Annotated in this window: 17 protein-coding genes; 11 read left to right on the top strand and 6 right to left on the bottom strand. The window is 42.6% G+C overall.

Going from position 1 to position 15,116, the window contains the following annotated elements:
- Nucleotides 1–260 precede the first annotated feature (260 nt).
- The gene (locus AC6HZ4_RS20000; protein ID WP_497491456.1) at nucleotides 261–629 is read left to right on the top strand and encodes a GNAT family N-acetyltransferase; all 369 of its coding nucleotides are present in this window, start codon (nucleotides 261–263) and stop codon (nucleotides 627–629) included.
- A 72-nt stretch (nucleotides 630–701) separates the two neighbouring features.
- Here AC6HZ4_RS20000 and AC6HZ4_RS19995 read toward each other — a convergent pair whose 3' ends face one another.
- Both AC6HZ4_RS19995 and AC6HZ4_RS19990 read right to left on the bottom strand, forming a co-directional pair.
- The gene (locus tag AC6HZ4_RS19995) at nucleotides 702–1,220 is read right to left on the bottom strand and encodes a DUF309 domain-containing protein (RefSeq protein WP_497491455.1); all 519 of its coding nucleotides are present in this window, start codon (nucleotides 1,218–1,220) and stop codon (nucleotides 702–704) included.
- Nucleotides 1,221–1,354: 134 nt separating this feature from the next.
- Nucleotides 1,355–1,450: a YjcZ family sporulation protein gene (locus AC6HZ4_RS19990; protein WP_497491454.1), complete on the bottom strand. Its 96-nt coding sequence runs from the start codon at nucleotides 1,448–1,450 to the stop codon at nucleotides 1,355–1,357.
- 226 nt (nucleotides 1,451–1,676) lie between these two features.
- Between AC6HZ4_RS19990 and AC6HZ4_RS19985 the strand changes: the two genes are divergently transcribed.
- The 3 genes from AC6HZ4_RS19985 to AC6HZ4_RS19975 all read left to right on the top strand — a co-directional run bounded on the left by AC6HZ4_RS19985 (nucleotide 1,677) and on the right by AC6HZ4_RS19975 (nucleotide 4,043).
- Nucleotides 1,677–2,411: a segregation/condensation protein A gene (locus tag AC6HZ4_RS19985; RefSeq protein ID WP_497491452.1), complete on the top strand. Its 735-nt coding sequence runs from the start codon at nucleotides 1,677–1,679 to the stop codon at nucleotides 2,409–2,411.
- Nucleotides 2,412–2,425: 14 nt separating this feature from the next.
- Complete coding sequence (gene scpB / locus AC6HZ4_RS19980; protein WP_497491450.1) at nucleotides 2,426–3,010, top strand: SMC-Scp complex subunit ScpB; 585 nt, start codon at nucleotides 2,426–2,428, stop codon at nucleotides 3,008–3,010.
- A gap of 133 nt (nucleotides 3,011–3,143) precedes the next feature.
- A complete protein-coding gene (locus AC6HZ4_RS19975) occupies nucleotides 3,144–4,043 on the top strand; it encodes a ComEC/Rec2 family competence protein (protein WP_497491449.1) in 900 nt (299 codons plus the stop codon).
- 260 nt (nucleotides 4,044–4,303) lie between these two features.
- Here the strand turns inward: AC6HZ4_RS19975 and AC6HZ4_RS19970 are convergent, their stop codons facing one another.
- Nucleotides 4,304–5,101, bottom strand: a complete 798-nt coding sequence (locus AC6HZ4_RS19970) for a Cof-type HAD-IIB family hydrolase (RefSeq protein WP_497491448.1) — start codon at nucleotides 5,099–5,101, stop codon at nucleotides 4,304–4,306.
- A gap of 199 nt (nucleotides 5,102–5,300) precedes the next feature.
- Between AC6HZ4_RS19970 and glcT the strand changes: the two genes are divergently transcribed.
- The 7 genes from glcT (at nucleotide 5,301) to AC6HZ4_RS19935 (ending at nucleotide 13,566) form a co-directional block, all read left to right on the top strand.
- Nucleotides 5,301–6,152, top strand: a complete 852-nt coding sequence (gene glcT, locus AC6HZ4_RS19965) for a glucose PTS transporter transcription antiterminator GlcT (protein WP_497491446.1) — start codon at nucleotides 5,301–5,303, stop codon at nucleotides 6,150–6,152.
- Between the two features lie 341 nt (nucleotides 6,153–6,493).
- Nucleotides 6,494–8,518 carry a glucose-specific PTS transporter subunit IIBC gene (gene ptsG, locus AC6HZ4_RS19960; protein WP_497491445.1) on the top strand — a complete coding sequence of 675 codons (2,025 nt, stop codon included), beginning with the start codon at nucleotides 6,494–6,496 and terminating at the stop codon, nucleotides 8,516–8,518.
- Between the two features lie 98 nt (nucleotides 8,519–8,616).
- Nucleotides 8,617–8,880: a phosphocarrier protein HPr gene (locus tag AC6HZ4_RS19955; protein ID WP_497491444.1), complete on the top strand. Its 264-nt coding sequence runs from the start codon at nucleotides 8,617–8,619 to the stop codon at nucleotides 8,878–8,880.
- Entirely contained in the window at nucleotides 8,880–10,589 is a 1,710-nt protein-coding gene (gene ptsP, locus AC6HZ4_RS19950) for a phosphoenolpyruvate--protein phosphotransferase (protein WP_497491443.1), read from the top strand. Before AC6HZ4_RS19955 ends, ptsP begins: the two co-directional genes overlap by 1 nt.
- Before the next feature lie 209 nt (nucleotides 10,590–10,798).
- On the top strand, nucleotides 10,799–12,346 hold the full coding sequence (locus tag AC6HZ4_RS19945) for a beta-galactosidase small subunit-related protein (RefSeq protein WP_497491442.1): 1,548 nt from the start codon (nucleotides 10,799–10,801) through the stop codon (nucleotides 12,344–12,346).
- Between the two features lie 495 nt (nucleotides 12,347–12,841).
- On the top strand, nucleotides 12,842–13,213 hold the full coding sequence (locus AC6HZ4_RS19940) for a hypothetical protein (RefSeq protein ID WP_497491441.1): 372 nt from the start codon (nucleotides 12,842–12,844) through the stop codon (nucleotides 13,211–13,213).
- A 74-nt stretch (nucleotides 13,214–13,287) separates the two neighbouring features.
- Nucleotides 13,288–13,566 carry a hypothetical protein gene (locus AC6HZ4_RS19935; protein ID WP_497491440.1) on the top strand — a complete coding sequence of 93 codons (279 nt, stop codon included), beginning with the start codon at nucleotides 13,288–13,290 and terminating at the stop codon, nucleotides 13,564–13,566.
- 498 nt (nucleotides 13,567–14,064) lie between these two features.
- Here the strand turns inward: AC6HZ4_RS19935 and AC6HZ4_RS19930 are convergent, their stop codons facing one another.
- The 3 genes from AC6HZ4_RS19930 to AC6HZ4_RS19920 form a co-directional block, all read right to left on the bottom strand.
- Complete coding sequence (locus AC6HZ4_RS19930) at nucleotides 14,065–14,307, bottom strand: hypothetical protein (RefSeq protein ID WP_497491439.1); 243 nt, start codon at nucleotides 14,305–14,307, stop codon at nucleotides 14,065–14,067.
- A gap of 73 nt (nucleotides 14,308–14,380) precedes the next feature.
- Complete coding sequence (locus AC6HZ4_RS19925; protein ID WP_497491438.1) at nucleotides 14,381–14,584, bottom strand: hypothetical protein; 204 nt, start codon at nucleotides 14,582–14,584, stop codon at nucleotides 14,381–14,383.
- 64 nt (nucleotides 14,585–14,648) lie between these two features.
- Nucleotides 14,649–15,107, bottom strand: coding sequence for an RNA helicase (locus AC6HZ4_RS19920; RefSeq protein ID WP_497491437.1), 459 nt, complete (start codon nucleotides 15,105–15,107; stop codon nucleotides 14,649–14,651).
- Nucleotides 15,108–15,116: the final 9 nt, after the last annotated feature.

Genomic DNA, 15,116 nt, shown 5'->3' with positions numbered 1-15,116 from the left:
CCTATTACGAAGTTTATAAAAGATTATTTGGGATTCCCAAACAATGGGTACGATTACTGCATATGAATAATAAATACTTCTCACCTCAAAAAAAATGGTGTAAAATAAACATATCTTTGAACATATTAATGTGTGCAAATTTGAGCCATAATAAGGGGAAGAAGCAGGGAAGGCGTTAGTGCGCGGCGTATTGTTTGTGGCGGTCGTATATTTGTTATCGTAAATTGGAAAGTTTTTTCAATAAGAAGGGATACGTTTGTATGTTGATTCGTTTCAAAAAGAGCTATGAAAAAATTGCGATGGGTCTTCTTTCTTTTATGCCAACAGAAAAAGAACTGAAAAAGCTGCAGGCTACAGTAAAGGAATACGAAACAAACGAAAATTGGCAGCTGTATTTATGGAAAGAGGATGATGATGTTCTTGGAATTATCGGAACCGTAAAGAAAGGGGAAGGCGTTGTGCAGGTTCAGCATATTTGCGTGAATCCATCACATCGTCATGCTGGTATGGGCAAGAAAATGGTGCAGGAGCTATGTGCCATGATGCCTGGGGTCACGATATATGGCAATGAGCATACTGCGGTTTTTTGCGAGAAATGCAAGGACGTATCGCATCAAGTTAGCTTATAAAAAATCGTATGATACATTGCTTTTTTCTTTAACTCTAAAAACAGAAAGAAGCACCAAAAGAAAGCAGAGCTGTTATCTCTGCTTTCTTTTTTGCAGCTGCCGCTGCCGTTCTGCGATTATATCGCTTCGGTCGCGCAGCGTGTGCCTATGAAGGAGGGACAAGTCCGTCATATTACTTTCGCTCCCAAATTGAATTCCCATTTCCTCGCATCGTTTGATGCATGCCTCTGTAAGCTTGGCGTCAGCAATCGGAAGCATGATGCTTGTATAGGCTCTTTGCTGCGTTATGTCATCCAGCCGGTCGTTTAGCAGACGCAGCAATGCTTCATAATCGAGGCCAAGCTCACAAATGGCCTGTTCCTCCTTCTTTAAAATGGAAATAGCATGCTTCATCATGCGCTCTGCGCCTTTCCAATTGCCGCGGCGCTGATGATACAAGGAAACAGCAATTTGAATAAGCCCGACCCAATGCGGCTTCCGCCTGCCCCGCGGCTCCTCCTTCCAATATTCCTCCAGAATTTCATGACACTCGAAGTAATCGCGGTCTCCATGAAAATGAACTAAGTATTGTATGTATGCATTTGGATACATGTTTAGGGCCCCTTTTTTAAGAGTTAAGAAAATTTCACTTTTCACACGAGGAATGAAACGCTAAACGGTATTTGTGTCCCATTTTAACATAAAAAAAGAATGAGCGGCCGGAAGAAAATCCGGCCGCCTTCGGGTTACCAGCAGATGCAGGCTGCGCCAACGATGATTAACAAAATAAACAACACCACAATTAAAGCAAATCCGTTATAATATCCGCATACATCACCCATAGTTTTTGAACCTCCTACATAATTGTTTGCTTCTTTACAGTGCTATCATATGTAGGACATAAGCCCCGTTGTGTGGGCAAATGTCTAGTTCCAAATAAAAGAATTTCTGACTTTTTCTAAGTGGGGTTGGATAGTTCATCTGTATGCTCTATACTTAATACTGTTCTAATGTTTGGTCTTCTAGAGGAGAAGCCCTAGCGGTATTAAGAAATTGGTGGGATGTATTGTGCAATACAATGTTAAAATTGACGCCTTTGAAGGTCCTTTAGATTTGCTTTTGCATTTAATCAATCGTTACGAAATCGATATATACGATATCCCTGTTGCGACCATTACTGAGCAATATGTGTCGTACATACATGCGATGCAGGAGCTTCAGCTTGATGTGGCAAGCGAGTTTTTAGTCATGGCGGCGACGCTGCTGGCTATGAAAAGCAAAATGCTCCTTCCTAAGCATGAGGAGGAATGGTCCGAGGCTGGAGAAGAGCTTACGGAAGATCCGCGTCAGGAGCTAATGGAGCGTTTAATAGAATATAAGAAATATAAAGAGGCGGCAACGGAATTAAAGGAACGGGAGGGAGAGCGCGCCCAGCTGTTTACACGTCCTCCAGTCGATTTGAGTCCGTTTCAAAGGCATGATAGCGATGAACGCCTGCCGATTGATGTTACGCTCTATGACATGCTTGCTGCCTTTCAGAAACTGATGCGGCGTAAAACGCTCCAACGGCCCGTCACGACGACGATTGCGCGTCAGGAAATTTCCATTGAAGCGCAGATGGATGAGGTGATGAAGCGGGTGAGATTAAGCGGAGGCCGGCAGCGTTTTTTTGATTTGTTTGTGCAAGATGACAGGGAAGCGATTGTCGTTACCTTTTTAGCTGTTTTAGAACTGATGAAGAAAAAGCTGATCACTATTGAGCAGGAGCGCAATTTCGATGAGATTTATGTGTTTCAAGCATAGAGGAGGGGAGTATAGTGAAGCGCGCAGAACAGAAAGCAATCATCGAGGGGCTTCTTTTCGTCTCCGGGGATGAAGGAATTTATCTTGAACAGATTGCAAGTGTACTAGAGATAGATAAGGGAGAGGTGCAAGTACTATTGCAAGAGCTGCAGGAGGACTACCAAGGACCAAGCAGCGGCTTGCAAATTGTTCAATATGCGCATGCATATCGTCTGACGACAAAAAAGGAGCATGCCTCCTACTATAAGAAGCTTGTTGAGACACCCACATCTGCTTCCTTATCGCAGGCGGCACTTGAAACGCTTGCTATTATTGCGTACCGCCAGCCCATTACAAGGACAGAAATTGAAGAAATTCGCGGCGTGAAGACGGAAAAACCGCTGCAAACACTCATATCCCGATTGTTAATTAAAGAGGTTGGAAGAGCCGAAGGAACGGGGCGTCCGATTTTATATGGTACAACAAAGGAATTTTTAGATACGTTCGGACTGAAAACATTGAAAGAGCTTCCTCCGCTGCCAGAGGAGGTACAGGATGTGAATGAGGCGGATTTATTTTTTGATTCCCTCCGTGAGCTTCCTGTAGAGCAAGATGCCTGACACCTGTCGGGCTTTTTTTTATGTCTAGCTCCCGCGGCCTGCTCGCTGCGAGGAAACCGGGCCGTATCCGCTTTCCTTGTATACATGAAAATTAGGCAAACGTCTTATACTAAGCAGAAAAAGGAGGCCATCTATGAAGTGTATACGGATTGTCTGTTTCTGCTTGTCCCTTCTTTTTTGCCTCCAGTTGTCCGGTGTTTCGTATGCTACATATGATTTCTCTATACAGACGAGTCAGCTCTTTTCCGAGCAGGAGCAGTCTAACAAGCTAAAGCTTACATTTTTACAGGTTGGACAAGGTGATGCAACGCTGCTTATTCTGCCAAATAAAAAGACGGTTCTTATTGATGGAGGACCGCATGAGGCTGGGGAAGTGATTATGAATAAGCTTATTGAAAAGGGGATTAAGCGTCTTGATTTGGTTGTGAGCACGCATCCAGACATGGATCATATTGGCGGGTTAATCCCTATTATTCAGCAGGTACCGGTAGCTATGGTGCTAGATAGCGGTAAACCATATGGTACACTCACCTATCATATGTACGTACGCAGTGTGAAAAAACGCCGCATTCCCTTTATCCCTGCAGAAAAAGGAAAATTTTTGCAAATAGATCCAGATGTATCCATCCAAATACTGAATAATGGAAAAGGAAAGCTGCAAAATAATGAGTCCTCCGTTGTGCTGAAAATTAGATATAAAAAAGCGGATTTTTTGCTTATGGCAGATGCGGATGTTAGAACGGAGAAGGAGATTATTCAAACATATAATGTTCATGCGGATGTGCTGAAAATTGGGCATCATGGCTCGTATACGTCAACAGGACGGACGCTTTTAGAGCATGTTTATCCGCAGTTTGCCGTCATTTCTTATGAAAAAGGAAATCCGTACGGTCATCCGCATCGGAGCGTAATGAAGCGGATTCGGAAGTTTGGCATTCAAGTATATACGACCGCCAATGGTGATGTAGAAATGGAGACGGACGGAAACAGTTTGAAGATACAAGGAGGCACACCGCTGCCGCTGTTGCGATAAGATAAGCTTATCTTATATAGGCTTGGCTTATGAAGCCAGCATATGCAGCAAAAACACACTGCTTATCGTGCTAATACAGCAGTGTGTTTTTTGCATAGTTAATCATGAATCATGCAGTAAGAAAAGATTTTTAACTTTCTAGAAGCTCCTTCTCCGCCAGATACTGCTTTAAATAGAAATGGTATTTGACAGGATAGGAACGTATAGCTTCTTGAGACATTGTCCAGCTCCCGCGGCCTGCTCCCATCTTCCCGCTGTTCTTACACTGTTTGTCGATTATACATGCGAACGTATTCTGCAGCTTCCTTTACGGAGGAGACTACATGTCCAGCATGTCGTTTCACCTCTTCGTCTGCATCCTTCATCGCAAAGCTGTGCGGCGTGAGCTGAAACATAGGAATATCATTATAGGAATCGCCGATGCACGCCATTTGATCAGCTTGTACGCCGTGCTGCTCAAGCAGTACGGAAACGGCCGCTCCCTTGCTTACGCCAGCTGGCATAACGTCAAGACATTCCTTCGCTGAGATAAAGGTACTCACTTTTCCTGCAAAGCGATCTTCAATTTTCTGCTGCAGCTCCAGTAAATCCTCCTCTTTGCCGCCGATCGTAATTTTGTGGGGAAATATTGTTTTTCCAACCTTGTGCAGCAGCTCTGGTTCCTCAACAGAATTTAGCTTCGCTTTTTCTTCTAACTCTATAATGAAAGGGGTTTTTTTCTCAATATAATAATCGTGCTCATCGCTTATATAGCGGATAAACTTTTCATCGCTTGATATTGTAAGCAGCTCAGGCAAAATATCCGGTTCGAAGGAGGCGTCCAACAACTGTTCGTTGTCATGCGTGTAGACAAACACGCCGTTTACGCTAATACGGTGAAAGTTTGTACCGATATCCTTCATCAACGCGGCAATTTCGTTGTCTAACCGGCCTGATGCGAAGCAAAGAATGACGCCCTCTTCAGCTATCGTACGAAGCGCCTTCACATCCTCTTTATCAATGATTCCCCCATGCTGCATCATTGTGCCATCGATATCGCTCACAAACATTTTAATCATAAATAACCGCTCCTTTTCGTTTGATGAAATGCTATGCTGGAAACATAGTTATAACCATTCTGTTCCATTATAGCTATAGGGACAGCGGATGTCTAAAATGAAGGATCTGTGTGCATTGTCAGTTGTTTTGCATTGACGACAACGCACTGGTTTTGTAACATGAAGACAGACTGTTTTTTCGAATAAAGGTGGAGGATATATGAGAGAAGGGCTTGAGGTACAAAAAGTGCTTAACAATAACGTCATCATCGCCTCCCATCCGGAGCATGAAGAGGTTGTCGTGATCGGCAAAGGAATCGGATTCGGAAAGAAGATGGGAGATCAGCTATCTGCAGAGACAATAGAGAAAATGTTTATTTTGACAAATGAGCGGGAACGCGAGCAATATAAAACACTTGTTCCGCATGTAAGTGAACGATTGATTGAGCTTATGAACGATATTATGCTTTACATTCAGGAACGGGTCAGTGAGCCGTTAAATGAGCATATTCATATCGCACTTACCGATCATATTGCATTTGCAATTAAGCGCTTAAAGCAAGGATTTGCGATGGACAACCCATTTTTGCTAGAGACGAAAGCTCTGTATCCTCGGGAATATGAAATCGCCAAAGGCGTTATCAAATTGCTGAACGAAAGATTAAATATTTCTCTTCCAGAAGGAGAAATCGGGTTTATTGCGCTGCATATTTACAGCTCGGTGACAAACTCGGAAGTATCATCCGTCAATCAAAACTCCCGTTTAATCTCGCACCTCATTTCTCTGACTGAAGAGCATCTGCAGATCGTACTCGACCGCGACAGCGTTCATTATCTTCGCCTGATTCGACATTTGCATTATACAATTGAGCGTGTAAAGAACGGAGAGCAAGTAGAGGAGCCAAAACGGTTTGCAGAAATTTTGAAGGAGGAGTATCCAGAGGCTTATGATTTAGCATGGAAGCTGGTGAAGGTGATGCAAAAGCAATTGCAGCTCCCGGTATATGAAGCAGAAACGGTTTACCTCACGATGCACCTGCAGCGTCTCGCGCAAGGAAAAACGACGAACTAATGTCTGTTGCTAAAAAAAATATAAAAAATAAAAGTAAAAAGTATTGAATCGCTTACATGTCCTGTGTATAATTCTTCTCATAAGTACTATGTTTCGACAAATACCGCATGGTTTTGAAAGAAACCGTTTGCGACTTGTAACAGTTGAATTATGCTATTATTTATCTCATTCGACACGTGTTACTGATTCGATCAGGCATGAGTGAAGAAGGGCTTGGAATGATAGCTGCTCATAGGGGTATACTACCCTTGAACAGTTATTTTCCGCCTTTTTCCTCATGCCTTTTTGTGTTTGTCGGACATGAACAAATAAAAAAATTTTTAAAAGGAGGAAGAGTCCAAATGTTTAAAAAATTATTTGGTGTTCTTCAAAAAGTCGGTAAGGCGCTTATGCTCCCTGTTGCGATTTTGCCTGCTGCAGGTATTTTACTTGCTCTTGGTAATGCATTTCAAAACCCGGCACTTACAACTCGTATTCCCGCATTAACGACTGACTGGTTCGTTATGATTGCAAAAGTTATGGAGCAATCAGGCGGCGTTGTCTTTGATAATCTGCCTCTTTTATTCGCGGTAGGGGTAGCGGTAGGACTAGCAGGCGGTGAAGGCGTTGCCGGCTTAGCAGCTATCGTAGGCTACCTGATTATGAATAAAACACTTAGCGTAATTGCAGGTGTAACAGCTGACAAAATTGGCACTGACCCTTCATTTGCAAACGTTCTTGGTATTCCAACGCTGCAAACAGGCGTATTCGGCGGTATCCTTGTCGGTATTTTGGCAGCATATTGCTATAACAAATACTTTAACATTGAACTAGCTTCTTATTTAGGATTCTTCGCAGGTAAGCGTTTCGTTCCAATTGCGACTGCGGCATTTTCATTACTTTTAGGCTTAGTGCTGTTCTTTATCTGGCCTCCAGTACAGCACGCGCTAAACGCGTTCTCCCATAACGTAATCGATGCAAACAGAACGGTAGCGGCATTTGTTTTCGGATTAGTAGAACGTTCTTTAATTCCATTCGGATTGCACCACGTGTTCTACACACCAATTTGGTATGAATTTGGTCAATACACAAATGCGGCGGGCGAAATTGTTCGCGGGGACCAAAAGATCTTCTTTGCTCAATTAAAAGATGGTGCAGAATTAACAGCTGGTACGTTCATGACAGGTAAATATCCATTCATGATGTTCGGTCTTCCAGCAGCTGCATTAGCAATGTATCATGAAGCACGTCCTGAAAATAAAACAATGGCAGCAGGTATCTTAGGTTCTGCCGCATTAACATCGTTCTTAACAGGTATCACTGAGCCAATCGAATTCTCATTCTTGTTCTTGGCTCCTGTATTATTCGCAGTTCACGCTGTGTTTGCTGGTCTCTCTTTCATGATTATGGAGATTTTAAATGTAAAAATTGGTATGACATTCTCCGGCGGTTTAATCGACTACCTATTGTTCGGGGTTCTTCCAAACCGTACAGCATGGTGGTTAGTAATTCCAGTTGGTCTAGTATTCGCAGTTATTTACTACTTCGGCTTCCGCTTTGCAATCCGCAAATGGGATTTGAAAACACCAGGCCGTGAAGTAGTAGAAGAAAGTGATGACGCTCCAGCGGTTGAAGCAGGCGAGCTTCCGCATGAAATCCTGGCAGCGCTTGGCGGTAAAGAAAACATCGCTTCCTTAGATGCTTGTATCACTCGTTTACGCGTACAAGTTGCAGATCAAAAGAATGTAGATAAAGCACGCTTAAAAGCACTTGGTGCAGCAGGCGTATTAGAAGTAGGAAACAACATTCAAGCTATTTTCGGACCAAAATCTGATACGTTAAAGTCTCAAATTCATGACATCATGAAGGGTCGTACACCGCAAATCGTGAAGGAAGTACAACCAGCGAAAGCAGAGCAAGCAGCAACAGCTGGTGCAGAAGTAATCGCGGCGCCAATCGAAGGAAAGATTGTGCCAATTACAGAAGTTCCAGACCAAGTATTCGCAGGTAAAATGATGGGTGACGGCTTTGCGGTTGAGCCGGCGGAAGGTACAGTTGTATCTCCAGTAAACGGTGAGATCATTAATGCATTCCCAACAAAGCATGCAATCGGTATTTTATCTGAAGGCGGAAAAGAAATTTTAATCCACTTCGGTATTGATACAGTAAAATTAAACGGTCAAGGCTTTGAACTTCTTGTGAGCCAAGGCGATAAAGTAACACAAGGACAACCATTGTTGAAGGTAGACTTAGATTTTGTGAAAGCAAATGCGCCGTCTATCATGACGCCTGTCGTATTCACAAACCTGCAAGAAGGACAAGAAATTGTCATTAAAAAGCAAGGCAACGTAACAAAAGGTGAAAAAGACGTTGTAACAATTAAGTAAATTCATTACAATAGCTTATGATTCATAGTAAGCGATGCGAGTGCACCGCTTACTATGATTTTTTGATTACAACTACACAGAAAAAGGGGACAATCACTATGGAAAAAACGTTTAAAGTGACTAGCGATGCTGGTATTCATGCTCGCCCTGCGACGCTTCTTGTAAACACTGCAAGCAAATTCAATGCTGATATCCAATTAGCATATTCCGGAAAAACTGTAAACCTAAAGTCTATTATGGGTGTAATGTCTTTAGGGATTCAACAAGGAAGCACAATCACAATTACTGCCAACGGTGAAGATGCGGCTCAAGCCTTAGCAGCTATTGAAGATACAATGAAAAATGAAGGTCTTGGGGAATAATGACGCTTCATATTCAAGGGATTGCCGCATCCAATGGAATCGCAATTGCAAAGGCATTTCGTTTGGAAAATCCTGATTTCACAATCGAAAAAAAATCTGTTGCTGATGCAGCAGCTGAAGTAGCACGCTTAGAAGCAGCACTTGAAACATCAAAGAGCGAACTTACCGCAATCAAAGACCGTGCATTGACGGAGCTTGGTGCAGATAAGGCTGCAATCTTTGAGGCGCACCTTCTTGTACTTAATGATCCAGAGCTTGTTAACCCGGTAAAAGACCGCATCAATAGCGAAGCTGTAAATGCTGAGTTTGCGATGAATGAGGTTGCCAACATGTTCATCGGCTTGTTCGAGGGCATGGACAATGAGTATATGAAAGAGCGTGCTGCTGATATTCGTGACGTAACGAAGCGCGTGCTGGCACACCTGCTAGGAATCAACTTCTCAAATCCAAGTACAATTTCCGAAGAAGTTATCATTATCGCTGAGGATTTAACGCCTTCTGATACAGCACAGCTTAACCGCACATATGCAAAAGGCTTTACAACTGATATCGGAGGACGTACGTCTCACTCTGCGATTATGGCACGTTCTATGGAAATTCCAGCTGTTGTTGGTACAAAGGTTGTTATGGAACAAATCCAAAACGGCGATCTTGTTATCGTAGACGGCTTAGACGGAAATGTAATTGTAAATCCATCTGCTGAAGAGCTTCGCGCTTATGAGGAGAAAAAAGCGAATTATGAAGCACAAAAAGCAGAATGGGCTAAATTAAAAAATGAACATACAGTAACCGCTGACGGACATCAAGTCGAGCTCGTTGCCAATATCGGAACACCAAAGGATGTAAAAGGTGTACTGGATAACGGTGGTGAAGGTGTTGGCTTATACCGTACAGAATTCCTATACATGGGCCGCGACAATCTTCCAACAGAAGAAGAGCAGTTTGATGCATACAAAACAGTTCTTGAAAGCATGGAAGGCAAACCTGTCGTTGTTCGTACATTAGATATCGGCGGTGACAAAGAGCTTCCATACTTACATCTCCCTAAGGAAATGAATCCGTTCCTTGGCTATCGTGCAATCCGTCTTTGCTTAGATGAGCAAGACGTGTTCCGTACACAGCTTCGCGCATTGCTTCGCGCAAGTGTATACGGCAACCTAAAAATCATGTTCCCAATGATCGCAACTGTGGATGAGTTCCGTCAAGCAAAGGCTGTGCTTCTTGAAGAGAAGGACAAGCTTGTACAAAGCGGTGTCCAAGTATCTGACAGCATTGAAGTCGGTATGATGGTAGAAATCCCTGCATCTGCAGTGCTTGCTGATGTATTCGCGAAGGAAGTTGACTTCTTCTCAATCGGAACAAACGACTTAATCCAATACACAATGGCAGCAGACCGTATGAACGAGCGCGTAGCGTACTTGTACCAACCGTACAATCCGTCTATTTTGCGTCTTGTAAAAATGGTTATCGATGCAGCGCATAAAGAAGGAAAATGGGCTGGTATGTGCGGTGAAATGGCGGGCGACGCGCTTGCAATTCCGCTTCTTATCGGCTTAGGACTAGACGAGTTCAGTATGAGTGCAACGTCTATTCTTCCAGCAAGAACACAAATTCGCAAGCTTTCCAAACCTCAAATGGAAGAACTTGCACAAAAAGCATTAAACATGGCAACTGCTGAAGAAGTAGTTGAGCTTGTAAAGAGCATTTAATATAGGAAACGACCTTGTCTTTGGGCAAGGTCGTTTTTATATTGACACTGTAAGAAGGTATAAATTTCTAGCTAGAAATGAATTCGAAGCAGTCGGAAATTTTAGAAATAAGGTGTAAGTGCAACTACGTTTCTGCCTTCGCCAATCGGCGAGTTTTCTGTATAAAAATTTAGAAAAATGATTATGAAAAGTGCAGAAAAGTTAAAATTGTGCCATATAGTAAAATAGTTTTGCGTTTACAATATAGCGGATTTGTATGGGAATGGCTAGATCACGGCATTCGTCAATATACAGAAGACGGAGAGGAATATTTTGCATATGGCGGCGATTTCGGTGAACAGCCGCATGATTCTAACTTTGTCATCGATGGTTTAGTCATGCCGGACCGCACACCATCACCAGCTTTACTAGAATACAAAAAAGTCATTGAGCCTGTAATGGTAGAGGCTGTGGACTTAGAAAAAGGGGAGGTGCAGATCACAAACCGCTATGACTTTATTTCCTTAGATCATCTCAATCTATCATGGTCTATTGCAGCTGATGGAATAGTAGTCGACCAAGGAATTCTATCACTGCAAAATATCGCAGCAGGTGATAGCCGGGCAATTTCTGTTCCGCATATCCTGCCTGCTATGATAAAGCCTGGAACAGATTATTGGTTAAATCTGAACTTTACTTTAGCCGCCGATACATTATGGGCACAAGCCGGACATGAGGTAGCATGGGCTCAATTTGAATTGCCGGTTCACCCTGCAATTGCTGCAGAAGATTCATTTGCCGTGATGTGTCCTTTACATGTCACTGACACCGATCAGCATCTTATTATTCAAGGACAGGATTTTGAGCTTACCTTTCATAAGGTATATGCAGCAATTAAATCATGGACATATGAGGGAATGAAGCTATTAGAAGAAGGGCCTAAGGTACATCTATGGCGCGCTCCGACTGATAATGATCTTCTTGCGAATGACAATTGGAAGAAGCGGTCCTCTGTGGAGGATTGGAAGCAATATGGTCTGCATAGGCTGCAGCATCGCGTAGATTCTGTAAGCTATACAGTGTCCACAGACAATAAAAAGATAGAGATTGTAGCTAATATTCGCATTGCACCGCCTGTACTTGGCTGGGGAATGGTAACTACCTATACGTACACGATTTACGGAAGCGGAGAGCTTATACTGGATGTGAAGGGAAGCCCTAAGGGAGATGCACCGGAAACATTGCCGCGCATCGGTCTGCAAATGAAGATTCCGAAAAACTTAGATTGTGCTCTCTGGTACGGCCGCGGACCGGGAGAAGCGTATGCCGACAGCAAGTTAGCCAATCGCGTTGGAATTTGGTCTAAAAAGGTGGAAGACTTGTATACCCCTTATGTGTTTCCGCAGGAAAACGGCAATCGTCACGATGTAAGATGGGTGTCGCTCACAAATGAGCGCGGTGTTGGATTGCTAGCAGTTGGAAAACCAAAGCTTGACTTTAGTGCGCACTATTATACAACAGAAAACTTGGAACAGGCCCGCCACACATATGATTTAAAAAAAGAGGATTACATTATATGGAATCTAGATTATAAGCAGCATGGCCTCGGTTCTGCCAGCTGTGGTCCGGATGTATTGGAACCGTATCAGCTAAAAAATGAAGATTTCCATTTCCAAATTCGTTTAAAGCCGTATGCAAAGGATTTTATTTCACCGATGGAGCTTAGCAAATGGAAGATAGAGGAAATACACAAGAAGACAGCAGCTAGCTTTATATAAATCTTGCAGACCGTAGATTCCATTTGGATGTATAGCGCAAGGAGGAATAACGTAACGATGGAAAAATGCGAACACCAGCAAGTGCGAATGATACAACAACAGCCAGGTCCTATTTTAGTTATGTGTACAAAGTGCAGTCAGATTCTTAGGATATTAAAAAGGTAGTGTTTAGAGCTCCAATCATTTTGTGCTGCAGGTAAAAATTTAAAATACATGATATACTGCCGCCTTGAAAAAGTGCGTGTCTATCATAGTTCATGAATAGGAGAGGAAAGGACGTATCTATTTTCCTTTCTTCTCTTTCATCCTCATCTTCCGTCTTGTCTGTTAGAGAAGAGAAGCAGAATAAGACTATACCCCTACATTTACAACGACATCGCGAAGAAAAGGTGCATAACTGCAATTATGAATGAATTGAAATTCCACAAAAGCCTGTACACCTCGTCCTATTTCCTTGCATATCATGTATCAATGATATAAAGGAGGTGAAATAGGATGAGTTATAACGGTAACCATGGATACAATGGCAACGTGGCAGGTGCTTATGACAATGGCGGCTTCTGGGGATGCGGCAGCTGTAAAAAACACAATCATAACCAGCATAACAATTACACCAATGTAGCAGGTGTAAACGATCTTACTCCGTTTATTAAACAATTAAGCCCCGGTACAAGAGTAACAGTGCAATACGATTGCCAGCCTCCAGCAACTGGAACTTTCCAAGGCTTCCAAAACGGCTTTGTTTTGTTAGATAATTTTAACGGCTTTCCAGGCTTGACTCGTCTATTGCCAAGTAGAATCAATGCGATTTCTCCTTTCGCTGGAGGTCGTCGCCATCACCATGACGATGACGATTACGATTACTAATTCCTCAGCAATAATCTCCTTTTCCAATGCGGCTGATTTCGTTTATGAACATGATTATATGGGAGGTGAATAGGATGAGTAACTATAACGGTAACAATAACTACGTAGCAGGGGCGAATGACTTAACTCCATTTATCCGCCAATTAAGCCCTGGTACAAGAGTAAGAGTACAGTACGATTGCCAGCCTCCAGCAACTGGAATTTTCCAAGGCTTCCAAAATGGTTTTGTTTTGTTAGATAACTTTAATGGCTTCCCAGGCTTAACTCGTTTATTACCAAGAAAAATTAATGCAATTGCACCGTTCATATCTGGTGGTCGTCACCACGACGATGACGATTGTGACGAAGATTAATTACGAATAAAAAGAGCCGGCTATATAGGGCTGTTGACAAACTAAATGGCTCTACTTCAAAACACAGAAGATAGTAAATAAAAAAGAAGGCAAACGCTACATATTGTAGGGGTTTGCCTTCTTTGTTGTTATGAACAGGGATTTGTCAACAGCCCCTATATGTTAGCTCTTTTTATTATTTGGCTGCTTTCGCAGATATTGTTGCTTTTGCATCTCTTCCCACAGTACGGTATACCGCACTGTGAGAGGAGATGGGAGGCCAGAAATGAGAGATCGGGAGCAAGAGGCGAATAGCCTCTTGCTGGTATCCGAAACACGTTCTTTGATTCCTACAGCAACACCCGTTTAGAAAAGAGCCTATTATTTTTTATGATAATAAGGAATACCGAGGTCGTCATACTGAGAAGCTAGTATCACTAGATAGAGAATATGAAAGGATTGCCGCTAAAATAAATAGAGCACAGGATATCCCCGTGCCCAGTTATAATTCTTACATGTTTACAAAATAGCAACAGCCTGAATCGCACTGATGCGAATACGCATTACATTGTCTTTCACTAAAAATAAGGCATAGCTCCTTTGAAAGCCTTCAAAATGTCCCTTAATGAAGCCGGATTCATGAAACCAAACCGCGACCCGCTGTCCTGGAGAAATATCCTGCAAAATATCAGCTTCCGGGTTTCCTGAACGAACAAAGCTATCCTCAGTCTCGTATCGCCTTGGAAATTCAAATGCCCACATGGCGGCACCTCCTTATTCATAGCATATTCAGCTTGTTTTTTGGAGGTGCGCTGCTTGTTTTCTATTTTCCAATTTATATCCGTCTTGTTTTAAAACGGATAATGATATACACAGGAATAGCAAAGGCAAGAGGCAAAAGTGAATGTATCGGCGTTCCGGCAAGACTTCCTTTTGCGAACTGCAGCCATGGAATATTAAAAACATCGCCAATTAAATAAAGAAGCAAAACGGTTACAAAATAGCAAAGAACCGCCATAAAGCTTCCATGCAATTTCAAATTCATCGTCCCCCGTTTATGTTCTTTTTCTACTATTATACCATAGTTAAAAGAAACATGTCCGCTAGAGCGTTCTTGTTACGTATAGGACGTAGCAGCGGCGATCTTCATCCAGTTCTGCCGAATCGCGTTTGCAAATACCGATTGTTGGGACGTCGATATAATCCTTCAATAAATACCGAATCACTTCCCAATGTCCCCGTCCGTACGGATTGATATGTAATGTATACAAAAGGGGCATATGAGAAGAGGAGACATATTCACGAAATTCAAGACAAATGCCTTCATTTTTGTAAAATGTTTCTCCTGGCAGCGCAGCCGCAGGTCCTAGATGCTCGACGATCAGCATCTCTTCGTCTCCGTCCATTTCATTCGAAAGCAGACGATACTGCGAACCGTTCACAATAAAATATTCGCATAGCTGTCTTGCATAAATTTCATTTGCATCAATAGACCCTTCCTTATATGTATAGAATGCTTGATAGCTCTGGTCATCCTGCTGTAGATAATAGGTAAGATGCATGGAAATTTT

The organism is Ectobacillus sp. OTK, from assembly GCF_059698935.1.
This window is presented reverse-complemented; position numbering and strand designations above follow the sequence as displayed.

What these genes read in the sequence shown, in the direction of transcription:
- AC6HZ4_RS20000 (WP_497491456.1), top strand. Translation starts at nt 261, where the DNA reads ATGTTGATTCGTTTCAAAAAGAGCTATGAAAAAATTGCGATGGGTCTT.
- AC6HZ4_RS19995 (WP_497491455.1), bottom strand. Translation starts at nt 1,220, where the DNA reads ATGTATCCAAATGCATACATACAATACTTAGTTCATTTTCATGGAGAC.
- AC6HZ4_RS19990 (WP_497491454.1), bottom strand. Translation starts at nt 1,450, where the DNA reads ATGGGTGATGTATGCGGATATTATAACGGATTTGCTTTAATTGTGGTG.
- AC6HZ4_RS19975 (WP_497491449.1), top strand. Translation starts at nt 3,144, where the DNA reads ATGAAGTGTATACGGATTGTCTGTTTCTGCTTGTCCCTTCTTTTTTGC.
- AC6HZ4_RS19970 (WP_497491448.1), bottom strand. Translation starts at nt 5,101, where the DNA reads ATGATTAAAATGTTTGTGAGCGATATCGATGGCACAATGATGCAGCAT.
- glcT (WP_497491446.1), top strand. Translation starts at nt 5,301, where the DNA reads ATGAGAGAAGGGCTTGAGGTACAAAAAGTGCTTAACAATAACGTCATC.
- ptsG (WP_497491445.1), top strand. Translation starts at nt 6,494, where the DNA reads ATGTTTAAAAAATTATTTGGTGTTCTTCAAAAAGTCGGTAAGGCGCTT.
- AC6HZ4_RS19955 (WP_497491444.1), top strand. Translation starts at nt 8,617, where the DNA reads ATGGAAAAAACGTTTAAAGTGACTAGCGATGCTGGTATTCATGCTCGC.
- ptsP (WP_497491443.1), top strand. Translation starts at nt 8,880, where the DNA reads ATGACGCTTCATATTCAAGGGATTGCCGCATCCAATGGAATCGCAATT.
- AC6HZ4_RS19940 (WP_497491441.1), top strand. Translation starts at nt 12,842, where the DNA reads ATGAGTTATAACGGTAACCATGGATACAATGGCAACGTGGCAGGTGCT.
- AC6HZ4_RS19935 (WP_497491440.1), top strand. Translation starts at nt 13,288, where the DNA reads ATGAGTAACTATAACGGTAACAATAACTACGTAGCAGGGGCGAATGAC.
- AC6HZ4_RS19930 (WP_497491439.1), bottom strand. Translation starts at nt 14,307, where the DNA reads ATGTGGGCATTTGAATTTCCAAGGCGATACGAGACTGAGGATAGCTTT.
- AC6HZ4_RS19920 (WP_497491437.1), bottom strand. Translation starts at nt 15,107, where the DNA reads ATGCATCTTACCTATTATCTACAGCAGGATGACCAGAGCTATCAAGCA.